This window comes from Mammaliicoccus sp. I-M35 (assembly GCF_022386455.1).
In the GTDB taxonomy this organism is placed as follows: Bacteria; Bacillota; Bacilli; order Staphylococcales; family Staphylococcaceae; genus Mammaliicoccus; species Mammaliicoccus sciuri_A.
The window spans coordinates 98,379-116,261 of the sequence record NZ_JAJNIL010000006.1 but is presented as its reverse complement, the minus strand read 5'-3'; the positions used below and the strand labels follow the sequence as shown (position 1 = coordinate 116,261).

Annotated in this window: 17 protein-coding genes; 6 read left to right on the top strand and 11 right to left on the bottom strand. The window is 29.4% G+C overall.

What is annotated here, in order from left to right:
* Window positions 1-2 precede the first annotated feature (2 nt).
* Complete coding sequence (locus LQ679_RS08355) at window positions 3-1,487, bottom strand: CDP-glycerol glycerophosphotransferase family protein (protein ID WP_051575416.1); 1,485 nt, start codon at window positions 1,485-1,487, stop codon at window positions 3-5.
* 234 nt (window positions 1,488-1,721) lie between these two features.
* Here LQ679_RS08355 and tagD point away from each other — a divergent pair, with 234 nt between their 5' ends.
* Both tagD and LQ679_RS08345 read left to right on the top strand, forming a co-directional pair.
* On the top strand, window positions 1,722-2,114 hold the full coding sequence (tagD, locus tag LQ679_RS08350; RefSeq protein WP_037588940.1) for a glycerol-3-phosphate cytidylyltransferase: 393 nt from the start codon (window positions 1,722-1,724) through the stop codon (window positions 2,112-2,114).
* 87 nt (window positions 2,115-2,201) lie between these two features.
* Complete coding sequence (locus LQ679_RS08345) at window positions 2,202-3,320, top strand: serine hydrolase domain-containing protein (RefSeq protein WP_204167936.1); 1,119 nt, start codon at window positions 2,202-2,204, stop codon at window positions 3,318-3,320.
* A 165-nt stretch (window positions 3,321-3,485) separates the two neighbouring features.
* On the opposite strand, the gene LQ679_RS08340 is transcribed toward LQ679_RS08345, so the two are convergent.
* From LQ679_RS08340 to LQ679_RS08325, 4 genes are all read right to left on the bottom strand, one after another.
* Window positions 3,486-5,471 carry an acyltransferase family protein gene (locus LQ679_RS08340; RefSeq protein ID WP_239762454.1) on the bottom strand — a complete coding sequence of 662 codons (1,986 nt, stop codon included), beginning with the start codon at window positions 5,469-5,471 and terminating at the stop codon, window positions 3,486-3,488.
* A 190-nt stretch (window positions 5,472-5,661) separates the two neighbouring features.
* Window positions 5,662-6,714 (bottom strand): glycosyltransferase family 2 protein, encoded by a 1,053-nt coding sequence (locus LQ679_RS08335; protein WP_239762452.1) that lies wholly within the window; start codon window positions 6,712-6,714, stop codon window positions 5,662-5,664.
* Window positions 6,715-6,718: 4 nt separating this feature from the next.
* Window positions 6,719-7,774: a CDP-glycerol glycerophosphotransferase family protein gene (locus LQ679_RS08330; protein WP_204168437.1), complete on the bottom strand. Its 1,056-nt coding sequence runs from the start codon at window positions 7,772-7,774 to the stop codon at window positions 6,719-6,721.
* Between the two features lie 116 nt (window positions 7,775-7,890).
* Window positions 7,891-8,694, bottom strand: a complete 804-nt coding sequence (locus LQ679_RS08325) for an ABC transporter permease (protein WP_037588933.1) — start codon at window positions 8,692-8,694, stop codon at window positions 7,891-7,893.
* Between the two features lie 207 nt (window positions 8,695-8,901).
* Here LQ679_RS08325 and tagH point away from each other — a divergent pair, with 207 nt between their 5' ends.
* Window positions 8,902-9,696 carry a teichoic acids export ABC transporter ATP-binding subunit TagH gene (tagH, locus tag LQ679_RS08320; protein WP_037588932.1) on the top strand — a complete coding sequence of 265 codons (795 nt, stop codon included), beginning with the start codon at window positions 8,902-8,904 and terminating at the stop codon, window positions 9,694-9,696.
* Window positions 9,697-9,738: 42 nt separating this feature from the next.
* Here tagH and LQ679_RS08315 read toward each other — a convergent pair whose 3' ends face one another.
* The 6 genes from LQ679_RS08315 to LQ679_RS08290 form a co-directional block, all read right to left on the bottom strand.
* Window positions 9,739-10,806 carry an acyltransferase family protein gene (locus LQ679_RS08315; protein WP_239762450.1) on the bottom strand — a complete coding sequence of 356 codons (1,068 nt, stop codon included), beginning with the start codon at window positions 10,804-10,806 and terminating at the stop codon, window positions 9,739-9,741.
* A 120-nt stretch (window positions 10,807-10,926) separates the two neighbouring features.
* Window positions 10,927-11,178: a hypothetical protein gene (locus LQ679_RS08310; protein ID WP_239762448.1), complete on the bottom strand. Its 252-nt coding sequence runs from the start codon at window positions 11,176-11,178 to the stop codon at window positions 10,927-10,929.
* 8 nt (window positions 11,179-11,186) lie between these two features.
* Window positions 11,187-11,549 (bottom strand): hypothetical protein, encoded by a 363-nt coding sequence (locus LQ679_RS08305; protein ID WP_239762446.1) that lies wholly within the window; start codon window positions 11,547-11,549, stop codon window positions 11,187-11,189.
* Window positions 11,512-12,654 carry a thiolase family protein gene (locus LQ679_RS08300; RefSeq protein ID WP_239762444.1) on the bottom strand — a complete coding sequence of 381 codons (1,143 nt, stop codon included), beginning with the start codon at window positions 12,652-12,654 and terminating at the stop codon, window positions 11,512-11,514. Before LQ679_RS08300 ends, LQ679_RS08305 begins: the two co-directional genes overlap by 38 nt.
* Window positions 12,636-14,045 (bottom strand): AMP-binding protein, encoded by a 1,410-nt coding sequence (locus tag LQ679_RS08295; protein WP_239762442.1) that lies wholly within the window; start codon window positions 14,043-14,045, stop codon window positions 12,636-12,638. The genes LQ679_RS08300 and LQ679_RS08295 overlap by 19 nt, the downstream gene beginning before the upstream one ends.
* 84 nt (window positions 14,046-14,129) lie before the next feature.
* Complete coding sequence (locus tag LQ679_RS08290) at window positions 14,130-14,978, bottom strand: WecB/TagA/CpsF family glycosyltransferase (protein WP_025905458.1); 849 nt, start codon at window positions 14,976-14,978, stop codon at window positions 14,130-14,132.
* A gap of 197 nt (window positions 14,979-15,175) precedes the next feature.
* Between LQ679_RS08290 and LQ679_RS08285 the strand changes: the two genes are divergently transcribed.
* From LQ679_RS08285 to LQ679_RS08275, 3 genes are all read left to right on the top strand, one after another.
* Window positions 15,176-16,462, top strand: a complete 1,287-nt coding sequence (locus LQ679_RS08285) for an LCP family protein (protein WP_239762440.1) — start codon at window positions 15,176-15,178, stop codon at window positions 16,460-16,462.
* 18 nt (window positions 16,463-16,480) lie between these two features.
* Window positions 16,481-16,960, top strand: coding sequence for a DUF2538 family protein (locus LQ679_RS08280; RefSeq protein ID WP_025905460.1), 480 nt, complete (start codon window positions 16,481-16,483; stop codon window positions 16,958-16,960).
* Between the two features lie 469 nt (window positions 16,961-17,429).
* The gene (locus tag LQ679_RS08275; RefSeq protein WP_037588927.1) at window positions 17,430-17,852 is read left to right on the top strand and encodes a GNAT family N-acetyltransferase; all 423 of its coding nucleotides are present in this window, start codon (window positions 17,430-17,432) and stop codon (window positions 17,850-17,852) included.
* Window positions 17,853-17,883 lie beyond the last annotated feature (31 nt).

Below are 17,883 nucleotides of genomic sequence, written 5' to 3'. Positions count from 1 at the left end.
ATTTATTGAAACTCCTTTTCTTTATCTAGAGTGCCGATAATCTTTTCACTTACTCTTTCAGTTGCTCCTCCATCATCAAGTTGATTATATTTATTATTGAATTTTCTATAATTATCAGAATGTGGAATATCTACATATTGCATTGATTTAATATACTCAATTAATGCTTCACTTGTTTCAAATACGGGTCCTGGTAAATCTGATTCATACGGTAAATAAAATCCTCTAATATCGTTAGCATATTCATCTTTATCATATGCAAAAAATAAGATTGGTCTACTTAGATTCGCATAATCGAAATAAACAGACGAATAATCTGTGATTAATACATCACTCATTAAGAATAATTCGTTGATATCATTAGCATTAGATAAGTCATACACATTTGAATAACTTTCTAAATTCAAATGTTCTGATACTAAATAATGTGCTCTTATGAGCAATACATATTCATCGGATAGTTCTTTACTAAACGAATCTAAATCAATCTTCAATTTAAAATTGTAATTACCTATATCTGTACGATCATTATCTCTCCATGTCGGTGCATACAATATGACTTTTTTATGAGAAGGAATATCATATTTTTGTTTGAGTTGATTAATATAATCTTCATTATTTAACTGAACTAAATCATCATTTCTTGGATATCCTAAAGTTAAAATCTGTTCTTCTTTCAGATTAAAAGCAGATTTAAATCGTTTAGTAGCAGTTTCACTCGGAGATATTAGGAAATCCCACCTACTTGTTTCTTTATTAAAGCCATAAAGATACTCTTCAAGCGTAATTTCGGGAATAGAAATAACCGTTTGATCATTAGCCAATTTCTTTAAGGGCGTACCGTGCCATGTTTGAATAAAAAGTTGATTTTCTTTTTTCTCAAGTTGGGGTGATAATCTCGTATTAGCAATCCATACCTTGGCTTTATGATATACTTTGAAATATTGTTTAGTATTTTTTTTAACTGTTTCTATATTTAATAATCTAAGATTTTCATCTAAATCATTATTATCCGTTACTACAATATGTTTATAATTAGGTAGTGCGTCTTTTAAGTAAAAATAAAGCATCTTTGGAGAGTCCGAAAATGCCCTACCATTAAATGATTCATAAACAATAGTCTTGTCTACCTTACTTGGATTAAAATCTAAGACATAGTTTTTAGAGCGTAAAATGGATAAAGATTTACGAAACTGTGATAGCATATAACTATATTTATAATCTCCTCGTTTCATAGCTTTACCTTCTAAATATTTAAAAACACTTTTTTTAGGAGTGCTGTAGTTAATCTTTCTTAACAAAATTGACAAACCATTTCTATTTTTTAGTATAAAGTCAAATTTATAAGGAAATAGAGGATTGAAAACTTTGTTGAAATAATAAAGTAATTTCTCTTTATCTGTAGAATTGACATCTTCTTTATTATTAAAATATTCTATCGTACTTTTAAATGAATTTTCAGTCATTAAAAATAGTTTTTCTTCCATAGATACTCCTCTAATTCATAATTTACATTAAATTAACATATTCTATTATAATACACTACATATTTATAAATTTAAACTGATGACTATTTAGCGACTTGTATAATAAATTTATTTATTTCAATATATACTTCTCCTATTAAAATACCTTCAAAATAAATTTACAAACTTTGCAAACTATTTACAATAATACATATATATATTAATATTAAAGATATCAAATAATGGGGTGAAATAATGCGTAGAGTAATTACTTATGGAACATATGATTTACTACATTACGGTCATATTGAACTTTTAAGAAGAGCTAAACAGCATGGAGATTATCTAATTGTTGCTTTATCAACAGACGAATTCAATAAGTTGAAAAATAAAAAATCATATTACAATTATGAACAAAGAAAAATGATGCTAGAGTCTATTAGATATGTTGACTTAGTTATTCCAGAGAATAATTGGGAACAAAAAACAGAAGATGTAGAAAAATTTAATGTTGATACATTCTTAATGGGACATGATTGGGAAGGCGAATTCGACTTCTTAAAAGACCATTGTGAAGTGATTTATCTTAAGAGAACAGAAGGTATTTCAACAACTCAAATCAAAAAAGAATTATACGGTAATGACTAGAACACATCAATGTGTTCTTTTTTACAATATCAAATGTAAAAAAATAGCATTCATGGTAATATAATGTAAAAACATCAGGAGAAGAACATGAAGAAATTAAATAAACTTATATTATGCATCATCGCTATATGCCTTATCATCTTATTAAAAGATGTCTACCAAGCTCGCCAATATAAAAAAGAGCAATCACAAACCCATATTTATAAAAAACATAAAGAAAATAAGCAAACATCTAAAATGAATTTTTCAGAGGAAAGAAAAATTGATAAGTATTTAAAATCAAAATCTTTTAATGGTAATATAACCATTTATAAACATAATCAACCATTAATGAGTAAAGCATATGGTTTCAGGGATATTGAAAACAATATAAATAATGATCGCAAATCAATGTACCTACTAGGGTCAGCTAACAAATTTATAACAGGTTTAATGTTGAAATCGTTAGAAGATCAAGGGAAAATCAATATTAATGACAATGTTAATAAATACATACCAAACTTTCAAAATGTATATCCTATTACCATTAAAGATTTAATGTTGCATAGAAGTGGCTTAGCTAAAGCAAAATTCCCAACTAGTGCAATGGGCTTAAATGGTGCAATAGAAAGTATTAAATTAAATGGTGTTGTACCCCAAAATTATCATAATTATTTTTATAATGATGCAAACTACATCACAATTGCTAAAGTCATAGAAAATGCCACAAAAAAATCATACGCACAAAACTTAAATGAACTTATCATTAATAAAGCTCATTTAAAATATACTGCTCGTTATGACGCAATTACTCAACAAGAGTTTATGGTAAAAGGCTATAAATTTAAAAATAATCAATCCATATATTTCTATCCATCCACTTTGGATAAATACGATGGTGCTGGTAATATCTATATTTCAACAGATGATATGGCTAAACTAGTAAGTCAATTTAAATCAAATAAATTACTTTCTAAATCATCAACTGATAATTTACTATCACAAGCCTCTACAAATTTATATCCTAGCCCTTATAGATATGGATTTTATAGTTACCCTAATCACCAAAGATACAGAGGCATATTTTATCAAAATGATTTTGTAACATATTCTAACAACGAATTTATTGTTTCTATTGCTAGCAATAAATTGAATGACCATTATCATGGTGACACTGAAAAAATTTTAAAGCACATCTTTAAAGATATACTCAAACAAAAATTATAAAAATAGAGAGTGGACATTGTCCGCTCTCTCAGAGTGTCGACAAAGTCTTAGACTTTGCCGGCATTTTTTTATGCGCATGCTTTCCGCGGGCATGTTCTCAGCCTGTAGTCTTCGAATCATGCTGTTACCGCAGGAGTCAGCGCTAAAAAATACCATCTTTAATCTCTATTTTTTTACGATAGATTTAATTTCTTTACCTAAAATAGGTCCGAAAGATTTTGAATAAGTGTTTGTCATATGGTCCATATCACGATACACAACAATATTACCTATAATCGGTCTATAATTGCCATTCACTTTAAAGTATTCTGATGGATCGAATTTTGGTAAATCTTTGCTTGTTTCTGATAGTTTTTTCCAATATGAAGTATCTTGTTGGTTATTTCCTTTATTCATAAGTTTAATTGTCTCTTTTTCACCAGATTTTTCTAGTTCTTCTGAAACATTAAAATCATATCTAGGAATATCTCTTATCGCCATTACATCAATATTATAATCATTTTTAACTTTTAATAATTCATCTACCATTTGTTGTTGAATCTTATCGCTATTTGAGTCAGCTGCTGTAACATGTGATAACACTAGATCAATATCATCAGATTTCTTTAAATAGTTTTCGACATTTTTAACCCATTGGCCTTTTAATGAATTATCATCATAACCTGTAGAGAATCTTGTTCCAGATCTTGTGATATTAATCACTCTGTAATCATGCTCTTTTGCCGCTTCAATAACTGCTCCTAACCAATGTTCAGAATGTGAACTACCTACTAAAGCAATTGTTGCTTTGTAGTCTTTTTTCTTACCATAAATACCAATCTTTAAATCTGATTTTTTTAATCCTTGATTTGAATCATCTAAGTGTGATTGTGGTAAATCATCAAATACATTGGCAAATTCAGGCTTAGGATCATTTTCTTTAATTTTTTGTTTTGATGTTGCGGCTAGTGCTCCTGGATAATCTTTCGATGCTAGTGTTTTATCGTCAGATATTTTCACATATGCATTATGAGAGACTAAACCAGCGATTAATATGATATTAGCTAATGCAATAATACCTATTCTCTTAAATGCGACTTTATTTAAATTTGCACTTCTTATAGGTGTTTCAATATATTTAGTCGTAATAAATGACAGAGCAATTGATAATACAATGATAAGTATCCCTGAAATAATACCAGGTGTTTCTGAAATATTGTATTTGTAGAATGATAGCAATACCCAGTGCCATAAGTATATCCCGAATGATACTCCGCCTAGTTTAATCATAATCGGCATAGATAAGAAGTTCTTAACACCGTATTTAGTGTCTTTATTACCTGATAAAATAATCAGTAATGCACAAGTCATAGGCCATAAAGCAATATAACCTGGAAACATTGTTGATACATCAAATAAAGACCCCGTTAAAATTAAACCAATAAGACCAATCCATCCAATAATTTCTGCTGTTAAATTATTGATTTTAATTTTGCTTAAGTTAATACAAAGTAAACCACCTAACGCAAATTCCCAGACTCTCGTAAATGTAATAAAGTATGCTAAAGGTTGATTAACTGCTGTTAAATATACTGAGTATGCAAAGGATACAATAAATATAAAACCGAGTAAGTAATTTACTATTCTCTTACCATTTACTAATTTATATTTTTTTATTATGAATAATATAAATGTAAATAATAAGAACCAAATGATATAGAATTGTCCTTGAATGGACATTGCCCAATAATGTTCAAGTGGACTTTTCATTTGGTGTGCATCTAAATAATCTGTATTACTAATTGCCAACTGCCAATTTTGATAATAGAACATTGATGAAATGACTTCTTTCATTGTTTTATCAAAAATGGTTGATGGTAAGAAAAATATACTTAATATGAGAATCACTAATATAATAATAAATGCAAGCGGAAATAAACGCTTCATTAATTTAGATATGTATGGCCAAAACTTAAATTCCCCTGTTTTATTGATTGTAGATATGATTGATGTTGTAATCAGAAATCCTGATACAACAAAGAAAACATCTACCCCACCAGATACTTTACCAAACCAAATATGGTATATAGCGACTAATAAAGCTGCAACAATCCTTAGGCCTTCAATTTCTGGCCTAAACTTTCTTTCAATATCAATTATATTTTTATCCATATTTTAACTCCATTTTAATTTAATTTGATATGCAATTGTAAATTATATCAAACAATTAACTATTGTAAAGTTTATGTATATTTAATTAATAAACAGAAATATTGATTCGATACTAGAAATTAATATATGAAAATAAATAAAAAATACTAACAACCATTTAAGGCAGTTAGTATTTTTTATTTTTTATAATTTAATGAGATATTTTCTTGCTTTTATTTCTTATATTTCTTAAATTCATTTTTGTCTTAAGTTTAAATAGTTTGAGTTTATAAGAACGATAAGTTTTTTTATCAATTTGCATATCTAAATTACTTGCCACTTCTTTAAATCTTTGAAAATTGTAAGTCGCAGCAATTGTCAATACGAGTTCTTTTAAATCTTTCACACTATTCGTTTGAAGTGGTTGAACGACTTTTAAATAGTTAATTGCTGGATCTATAACATGATTTAAGTTATCTACTTTCATAAAATTATTTCGAATTAAAAAGTAAATAATAAGATAATCCATTCTATAACTATAATAGTTACTCACTTTTTCTTTTAAATCACTTAAAATGTCCAAAGTTCTTTTTCTAACTTCAATGGCATCATTTAAATATTTTTCAATATTTTTGTAACTTGTCGCTACTATTGAGTCTTCAATACCTATATTATACAAGTACGCTGAATCATCTAATATTGTAATACGACTCTTTGACCAAGCTTTCAAATTAAAGGTATGCTCTTCACAAAAAGTAATATCTTCATCGAATCTAATATTTTCTAATACGTCATGTTTGTACAGTTTACCATACGGTCCTATTGATTGGGTAACTTCTGGTGTTAAGTTTAATATTGTATGATCTACAGCTTTTAAATCATTGTATGTTTGAATCGGCCTAATCTGATCACCAATTAAATGAGAAACCTTACCAACCACGATATCTGTATCATTCCTTTTTATCGCTTCAACCATCTTGTCGATAATACCTTCACCTAATTTATCATCTGCATCACAAAACATAATATATTTACCTTTTGCGATACTAATGCCTTCATTCCTCGTTGCCGCAGCACCTTTATTTTCTCGATTCACAAGTACAATATTAGGATTATTAATTTTGCTAATTACATCTGCACTATTATCTTTAGATCCATCATTAATACAAATAATTTCATGCTCATAATGACTTTTAATTGATTTAATGGTTTGCTCTATTGTTTTTTCTGCATTATAAATAGGGATGATGACACTTACTTCCATATCGTTAAGCTCCTTTGTTTATAAAATCAACTAACTTCCCAGTTGCATCGAAGTTTGTATATTGATGCCACATAGGTTTAATTTCATTATTAATTCTATTTAGATTCACAAGTTTATAAAGTGTTTCTAAATCATAAGCTTTGTTCTCTTTCGTCATTTCATAATAGTATTGATTAAGTCCTCTCATTTCATCATACTTTGATTCATCATAACTATAGAAAATAATCGTTTTATTTAAAAGTGCGGCTTCAATACTTAATGAACTGTAATCTGTAATGATGATTTCTGCCATTTCAACTAGATCTTGTATATCTCTCGAATCTGAATCATGTGAAGTAATGCTTGGATGTAATTTAGTCACGAGTTCGTATTCAGGGCACATTTTTTCAAATTTCTGTTTATCTATCATATGAATTTCATTTGTATAATCTCTATAAGTAGGAACATATAAAGCTATTTTTTTGGATTTAATAGGATACTCATGTTTATCTTTATATTGGTCTAACCTTGGTAAGCCAAATGGTAATATTTGATCGGGCTCGGCATCTAAACTTTTAATAAAGACATCTTTCATAATATCTGAACTGACTAGATAATAATCTGTAAAATGATAAACAGATAAGTAATTTTTTATCTGTTGTTTATCCTCAAGATTAATACTTTTATCTTCTAAACCAAATTTCTTCAAAGCACCAGCAGCATGCCAAGTTTGTATAACTTTTTGTTCTGGCGTTTTGCTGATACTGCCTAATAATAAATAATATGTATCGATAATTATTATTTTACTGCTTTTAATTGCTTTAATCTGTTGTAAGACATATTTATTACTTAAGTTTATCACTTTATCTACATCTATATCATTCAAAAAATCAATCCACTTCGGATGCGCAATTACCGTAATATAATATTCTTCTTTCTTTAATGCTTCAATAACAGGTAACACATCTTCTTTAAATGTCATAAACACCACGACATTTTTACGTTTCACATTACTTTTAAATAATTTATTAAATATAAAAATAATAGAAAGGTAGACTTGTTTAATTATGCTTCTTACCACAATGACACTTCCTTATATAAAATTTACTAAAGTAAAAATTGACCAAAAGCAGCTATATATTGAGATAAAGGCTGAGACAATCATTAATGTCTCAGCCTTATCATTTATTAATCATTTTAAATAAAGTCAGCAAATCTTTGTCTAAATCTAACATGTAATATTGCACCTACAACAAAGAATAACACTGTTACACATAAATTATAAAGTAATAATTGCCAATGTTCTATGAAGTACCAATTATTATATAATATTGCTGCTCTGTACCCTTCTGCAAAGAAGAATACTGGATTTAATTTCATAATCATTTCAATCACTGAACCTTTATCAGGTACCCAAAGAATTGGTGACATGTAAAATAGCATTCTCAAAATAGCTTGCATTGCCATTTGTGTATCTCGAATAATGACACCTAAAGTCGATGTTAATAACGAAACAGAAAATGCAAATAAATACACTAAAGGTAAGTATATGAATAATTGCAAAATATAAATCGAAGGTATAATACCGGCAGGCATACATAATAAAATAATAATTAAAACTAAAATAATATGACCATAAAATCTACTTGTTAAAATATATGCGGGTATTGCAGATAAAGGGAAATTCATTTTTGCTACTTGATTAAACTTAGTACCTATTGATTTAGTCCCTTCAAGTATACCTTGGTTTACAAAGAACCACATACTAATACCAACTAATAAATATAAGATAAACGGTACACCATGTACTGGGTCATTCTGCCTTATACCAAAACCAAATGCAAACCAATATACAAATATTTGTAGTATAGGATTAATAAGTTCCCACGCTAATCCTAAATAATTATCATGATTCGAAATTTTTAATTGGAATTGTGCTAATCTTTGAATCAAATAAAAGTTTTTGACGTGCTCTTTTATTACTGTAAAAACAGCATGCATGAATATCACTCTCTCGCTAAGACATTTATAACTTAATCTTTAATATAGCATCAAATGAGCATAGATGATATATTAAACTTTAGGTTAATCTCATAATTATAGAACATATATAATTTACATGATTCTAACAGAATTTACAATAAATTTACTAAACTCATAAAATAATGCATAATAGAAATGTTAATAATTATAAGGAATGAAGTACATATGAAAGAATCAGTTATCATTAATAATTTAACAAAAGAATATAAAATTTTCCGTAATAACAAAGAGAGATTAAAAGATGTTTTTTTACCAAAGCATCAATCACAAAGATTTTTAGCGCTTAATGATATATCATTTACTGCTTACGAAGGCGATATTATCGGTTTAGTGGGTATTAACGGATCAGGAAAATCAACATTAAGTAATATTATCGGCGGCTCACTACAACCAACAGACGGTATAATTGAACGCCACGGTGATGTTAACGTTATTGCAATTAACTCTGGTTTAAACACGCAACTAAACGGTATAGATAATATCGAATACAAGATGTTATTACTTGGTTTCTCTAAAAAACAAATTAAAGAACTTACACCTCAAATTATCGAATTCTCTGAATTAGGTGAATTTATATATCAACCTGTCAAGAAATATTCAAGCGGTATGAAATCTAAATTAGGTTTCGCAATCAATGTAACTGTCGATCCAGATATTCTTGTAATTGATGAAGCATTATCTGTAGGTGACCAAACATTTACTAAAAAAAGTTTAGACAAAATGAATCAATTTAAAGAAGCTGGCAAGACTATTTTCTTTGTTAGTCATAATATAGGTCAAGTTAAAGATTTTTGTACAAAAATAGCTTGGATTGAAGGCGGCAAATTAAAAGAATTTGGCTCTACTGAAGATGTACTTCCAAAATACCAAGCATTCTTAAAAGAGTTCAATAAAAAGTCAGCAAAAGATAAAAAAGCTTTTAAAGACGAATTAGATGCTACACGTTTTTATTTCAAATAACAGAAAGCACGTCACCTTTATCAATGAAGGTGACGTGCTTTTTTACTCTACTCTATAATTCCCTTTTATCATTGCGTTAATAGAATTTCTACCAATTATAAATCTAGAAAGTGGTATAAATGACAGAACAACTGCTAAGCCTACACTTAAAGATAAAGCAAAGATATACGTTGCAATATTATACATAAAGAATTGATCTATAAAATGAAATGTATATTTTGCCATGTAATAGACCATAATTTTATGTGTTAAGTAAATAAAGAATGATATTTCACCAATAAAATATAGAAAGCTTATATTAAAGTTAGACAGCTTTTTAGAAATAACCAAGATAAATATAAACGCTAATGCTGAATATATTAAAATATCATAACGGTTAGATTGAACGACTGTTACATCATTTTGATGAATTGAATAAATAACTAAAAGAGTCACCGCACTTAAACTTCCTACTAACCACGTAAACTTCTTCTCCATAAACGATAGAACTTCATTGTAGTATCTACCTAAGTAAAACCCAAATACAAAATAGAATAACCAATAAAGAATATTCGTTCTATGGAATAACGGGTAAAATTCATTCCACCAATTCGTATACGTATCATTATCATACATTAAATAAGAATGTGCGAGACTGATTGCAAAGCTGATAACCAGCATAACAACCGGATTAGCTTTACTTAATGCTTTATGGAACATTAAATGTAGAATATAAAATTGGAATATGACAATGACAAACCAACCATACCAATTCCCAATTAATAAATTTTCTTTAAACAACTGCCAGAATGTTTCTTCATTTGCATCTACTTTATACTTTGTATACACATAAAATGTTCCAATTGAAAAGTAAGGAATCATAATATATTTAAAGCGCTTGACTAGAAAGTTTTTCGGTAATTTATCTTTATAAACCATTGAAATCAGTGATTCTGACAAAATAATAAAGCACGGCGTTGCAAACAAAATTAATATTTGGAATGTTAATACAATCATGCGATTATGATCTTGTAATTCTACGTCTCTCAAATAATTTGATAATATATGCACTGCTACTATAATTAAGCAAAATATTGCCCTTGCATATGTAATTTCATGTTTTCTATTCATAAGTACTCCAACTCTTAATTTTTTGTCACTTATGAAGATTACATGATTTTAAATTAATTGTAAAATAATTATATATTCTTTTTATAACTAAACTTTTGTTGGATAAATCTTACATTTAATTTATTGCTTTTCAACAATAATCTTTACTATCCCTTGTGGATTAATACATTTAATCCTATTATCTTGAAGTACTTTTTCTAATATTTCATCTATATAAACTGGATTTTTGTATTTCACAGTATAATGTTGCCACTCAACATCTTCTAACAACCATTCACATACAAGTTGGCCAGGTACAATTTCTTGATGGATTGGATTTGAATCATGAATAATAGTTAAATATTTGTTAACAAGACTAATATCAAATTTCATACTATACCTCACTTTCCAACGAATGTTTGCTTGAGTCGAGTGTATATGTTATCTCCACTTGTAATCGTCAAACTAAATTCGTAAATCGTAAACGACTTTACTTTTTTTATTTTCTCATTTTTTAATTTTGCTTTATAAATTGTATCAACATCTATTGCTTTAAGCTTATCAACTGATGTTTCTTTTAAGTAAATCTCTTTTTCTAAAAAACGCTCAAACATTGAAAATTCCGGCCATAAACTTGCTAAATACAATACTGGCACAGCGCAGTTATTCTTTTTTATAGGAAGTATTTTTTTATATGCTTCAACATCTTCTTTGTTGAAAATGACGTCAATTATTTCGATTCCATCTTCTAAATAATGTTGCATGTCCCATGCCGCCTCCTATTCCCATTGTTGCTATCGATGTCTCAATTTCTTTCATATGATATAAACGCGTAACGAGGCTAGCACCACTAGCTCCATATGGATGTCCAATAGCTAATGCGCCACCATACAAATTAAATTTATCGTCTGGAATATTTAACATATCTTTTGAAGCAAGAACTTGAGAACTAAATGCTTCATTAAATTCAACACCGTCAATATCGTTCATTGTTAAATGTGATTTCTTTAATAAACTTTCAACAGCAGGTACTGGACCTATACCTAGTAATCTAGGATCTACACCTTTTACTGAACTATCGATAAATTCCAGTCCTTCGCGATAACCTAAAGCAGTCGCCTTTTCTGTACTCATAATTAAAAGTAATACCCCACCGTCATTTTTCATGCAACTATTACCTACTGTTACAGTCCCATCTTTAATAAGTGGTTTTAAACGTGATAACGTTCTTAAAGTTAATTTAGGTTTAACACCTTCATCATGTTGGATCCATTCATTCCTTACTTTAATCGGATAAATTTCATTTGATAAATAACCTCTTTCCATAGCTTTTATTGTCTTTTGATGACTGTTATATGCAAATTCGTCCTGGCTTTCTCTAGAGATTTGATATACTTGCGCAACATTTTCAGCCGCTTCAATCATTGAAGGGTCTTCTCCATCTGGTGCAAATGAAGCACGCTCAAAAAATTCTGGTGCGTCATAAACTGATTGTGGTCTTTTGATTTTCCAAGGTGCTCGACTTGTACTTTCAACACCACCAGCAATATAAACTTCACCAGCACCTGCTTGGATCATTCTACAAGCATAAGTGACCGCTTCTAATCCTGCACCACATTGCCTATCTATTGTGGCACCAGGAATATCAACTGGTAAACCTGCTTCTAGCAAAGACTTTCTAGCGATATTTCCTCCATTGCCTACTACGTTCCCTAGAACAACTTCACTTAAATGTTCAAGTGCTTCAGCATGATCAGCTAACAAATATTCATATAAAGGTTTCAAGAGTAATTCGGGTTCTAACTGTTTAAAAATGCCGCCATATTTACCAAATGGCGTTCGTTTTGCAGCTACAATAACTGGTTCCATGCTTCTCCTCCTAATTCATAAATAGATTTCATCTTATATCTTGCTATCTTTCCACTAGCTGTATATTTCATCTTATTAACTCGTACCATTCGAGATGGTATTTCATAACGACTTAACCCACATGCTAATAAATACTCTTTCATGCTTATATATTGCAAATGATCTTTACCTTTATATAATAAAATTGCTATTTCTCCAAATTTATTATGTTGCTTACTTATAATAATTGCCTCATCAACAATATCTAGATTTAATAATTTTTGCTCAATAATCTCTGGATATACGTTTTTACCACCAATAATTAAACGGTCACTTTCTCGTCCATATAAGCGTAGTTCTTGGTCTGCAGAAATTGATGCCCAATCGCCTATTTTAATCCACTCATCGTGGACTTCTTCATTCAAATAACCACTAAATATCATGTCACTTTTGACATATAACCTGCCTATATTATTTTCATCTTTGTCTTTAATTTGAACTTGTACAGAAGGAAATAGTTTACCTACAGATTCTGAATCTGCTTGTCCATTAATATTGTAACTAATAAAGCTCGCTTCAGAGCTTCCAAAGAATTCAATTAAATCAATATCAGGATACTTATATTTAAATTTTTCAAATATTTGTGTAGATAATTTTGCACCTGATGAAAAAATGCTCGAAACATTCATTAAATGAACGTTATGATTCAATAAACTATATAGCATTGTAGGCACAATAAACATCGTTTGATTTTTACTAAATATATTGATTAATTTATCTAGTATTTGCGTATTAAATTTCTTTTGGCCAATAAATGTTCTACCTGTACATAATGCATAAATCATAGCGTATAGTGTTAAAGAATGTGCATGTGGTCCCGGTGCTATAATAATGTCTGTATGACCATTGAGTAAGTCTTCATTATATTTAAATGATTGAATCCAAGATTGATGATTCCTCATATATGCTTTAGGAATACCTGTCGTCCCAGAAGTAAATCCAATATGTAAGATATCTTGAGGTAATACCGTATTATTTTCTATTTGTCGATATGTTACCTTATTGCTGTCATCTACTAATAACGGAATATGATATAACCTTATTAATTCATACTTTTTCTCTTCAGCTATATAAGGATCTAGGACGCACGGTATAAGTTCACACTTTAAAGCTGCAATATACCATTTTATAAACTGAAGTGGATTTTTCATTGAAATACCAATCATGATATGTTTTGGATATTGTTTTAACGTTGTGGCAATTTTTTCAGATTCTATCAATAAATCGTTATAAGATAAATGCATCTCATCAATATACATGGCAATTTTATCTGCTTTTGTATTTAATTGTTGATTTATAAGTTCCAGTACTTGCATGATCATACCACCTACTTTTATTGTTACCTTTATCATATCATTTAGTTAACAATTGAATAGATAAAATTCTTCATAAAAAAACACCTTAATGTTAAATTTCAACATTAAGATGTTTCTAAATTATCTATTCTTCATATAATCATATTTATTCTTTTTAGGTGTACACGATTTTTGGAATTGAACTTCTTTTAAAAACAGTGGAATTTTAAGTGCTCTATTCACACGTTTTAAATCAGTTATAATTCTATATAACCACTCTAAATTAAGTTTAATAAACATTTTTGGTGCACGTTTAACATTTCCGCTTATGACATCAAATGAGCCGCCTACCCCCATCATTACTGTATGCTCAAAGTGATGACGGTTATAATAAATCCAATCTTCTTGTTTAGGAAAACCCATTGCCGCAAAAATAAAGTCTGGATTAAATTTCTTGATTTTCTTAGTTACTTTATAATCTAATACATGTTTATAGCCATGTTTATGATCAAACGTAATATTTGGATATTGTTCTTCTAAAATTTTGCGAGTTGCTTTAACGCCTTCTTTAGAAGAACCTAATAAGAATACTCTCTTACTACTTGCGTTAGCAATATTCAACATTTCTTCCATTAACTCTATTCCCGGAACACGTTCTTTTAATGGCGTATTTAAATATTTAGCTGCTTTAACAATACCAATACCATCTGGTACAATGTAATCTGCATGTTTAATACGTCGTTGATAGTGATTATTGCTATAAGCATAATGTGCAATTTCAGGATTAGCTGTTACAATAAATAAATTGTCTTTCGTTTCCTGATTTACAAAATACTTAATACGTTCTACCATTTCATTCGCCGTCAGGTTTGCAAATGGCAAACCTAGAACATTAACGGTTGGAGGCTTAATCACGTCATACGAATTCTCTCTGTTTAACTCTATTTGTTCACTTATACTATTTAAATCTTTTTCTAGTACTTTTGCCATTTGTCTCACCTCTCATTCTTCACTATAATTTACACCATTTCCATAAATTTTACAACAAATTTACATTCTATATTTGATAAGTAGTACACATAATTCATTTAAATTGTTGAATTTTACTTGTATAATCATATATGATGTATAATATGCAAAAATAGATATTTCAAAACACAATACGAATAGAAGGGTAAATATATAATATGAAAAGATTTGCAAAAATAGGTTTACTTTTGATGTCAATAGTACTCATGATTCTACCCGTAGTATTTGGACTCATGCTTTATCTTGAAACTAAAGGTGCGATTAATGATTCATTTCTTGATTCTAAAAAAAGCAAATCATCTTTAAGAGATAAGCCAGTAGATCCTAGTTTAGATCATGTGTCGGTATTATTTTTAGGTGTAGATGATAGTACATCAAGACGTGAAGGTGGTCAAAAAGCTAACCAATCTCGTACGGATGCTATGATTTATACAACATTTAATAGAGATAAAAAGCAAATACGTATGGTTAGTATTCCACGTGATACATTAAGTTATATACCAGCCGTAAAATATTATGATAAAATCACGCACGCTCATGCAATAGATGGGCCAGAAGGTTCAATGGAAAGTGTTGAAAGTACTTTAAACGTTCCAGTAGATTACTATGCAAGAATTAATATGGAAGCTTTTGTTGAAGTTGTAGATGAGCTTGGTGGTATTGAGTATAATGTACCATTTGATTTAAACGAGCCAAACACAGAAGATAAAGGACGTATTAAAGTTAAAAAAGGTAAACGTAATTTATCTGGTGACGAAGCACTTGCAGTTGTTCGTTCAAGAAAACAAGATTCAGATTTAGAGCGTGGTAAACGTCAAATGGAAATGATTAAAGCCATTATCAAAAAAGCTCAAGAAACAAATTCTATTAATAAATTAGATGACTTAGTTAAAATCGTTGGTAAAAATGCGAAACACAATTTCTCATTTGAAGATATTCAAAACTTAGCAACGACTTATTCATCAAGTAAAGTAAAAATTAAAACAGAACAAATTACAGGAACTGATGCTAATTTCAATGGTGTTTACTTCTTCAATCCTGACTTAGATAATTTATTAGAACTTTCTAATAAACTTAGAAAAGACTTAAACTTACCTAAGACTAAGAAAACAGAATTGATGAATTATCTTATGATTCAAGCGTATGGTGATTTAACACCTTATATCGAAGTATCTAAGAAAAGTCTAAAGAGTGGAAGCACATCAGGTGACAACGATTCAGCTGAAACAGTTGAACCAGCTATAGAACCTGATACTGAAGAAACAACCGAGCAGCAGACTGAACAACCGTCTGAGCAACCATCCGAACAGCCTGTAGAACAACCTGTACAACAAACACCTACAGAAGAAGTACCATCACAAGAAACACCACAACAACCAACACCAGATCAAAGTGGTCAAGCACCAGATCTAAGCGCTCAACAACCTGGTCCAGAAGTTTACTAGGAAAGGAGGCAAATTATGATTCAACGTAAAACATATGAAAAATATGAACAAATCAATACAATGTTTGATGCTCTTGAAAATCAAATCATTCATTCTGGAGATTTGTCTCACTTCAGACAAAATTTATACTATGTTAATCACGAACATCATGAGAATTATGAAGCGTTATTACTATACTATAATCAAGCAAATAACGATCCAATTGTAGATGGCGCTTGTTACATCATTGCCATCCCAGAAATATTTAACGTTATCAATATCTTTGATAACCCCCTACCTTTTTCATGGGTATATACAGAAACAGGCTTAACAGAAGAAATGAAATCATTAAGTGTTCATTTACAATATCTAGTAGCAGCAGCACTAGAAACAAGCCAAATTCAAATATTTACACCAAGCGGATATACAATGGGTATGACAAATTGGAGCATTCACCAATTAAGATTATTCTGGCAATATACCGCAATCGTTAGAAGACAAGCAGTACAAACTATATAAATTAAAAGCTGAACCGTATAAAGTGGTTCAGCTTTTTTGTGTGGACAGAAATAAGATGGACTTATTGTGAAAATATAGTGTGAATGTTGCTAGATTGGATTGTCTTGCAATATACGAGTGATCTATGTTGCTAGTTTGAGTAGTCTTGCAATATACGGGGCTTCTATGTTGCTTGTTTGGGCAATCTTGATAAATACAACGTCCCTATTTATCTTGTTTGCTCAGTCTTGATAAATACAATGCCTCTATTTATCTTGTTTAGTCAATCTTGATAAATACAGCGTCCATATTTATCTTGTTTGGGCAGTCTTGATAAATACAACGGCTCTATTTATCTTGTTTAGTCAATCTTGATAAATACAAGTTCTTTTTACAAAATATTTGTTATTTATTGAGTTTTTTATTTACTACATCAATTAGAATAATCATAATGTATAATAAATTGAATAAAAACTATGGAGGTATCATGATGATTAAAATAGCAGAAAGCGAAAAAGATATACAAGATGGATTAAATATTAGAAAAACTGTCTTCGTTGAGGAACAAGGTGTTTCTATAGATGCAGAGATAGATGAATTTGAAAATGTTTCAAAGCATGTTGTTCTATATCACGATGATAAACCAGCTGCGGTAGGTCGTTTTAGAAATTATAAAGATGGATATGCGAAAGTAGAAAGAGTTGCTGTTTTAAAACCTTATAGAAAATTTGGTTACGGCAAAGATGTAATGAATTTTATTAACGAAAAAGCTAGTGAAGATGGATACAAGGGTACTGTACTTAATGGACAATCTCACGCTAAAGGTTTCTATGAAAAATTAGGTTATAAAACTGAAGGCGAAGAATTCTTAGAAGAAAACATTCCTCACTATTTTATGAAACTAACATTTTAGATAAATTATTAATATCTCAAATATTAAAGTT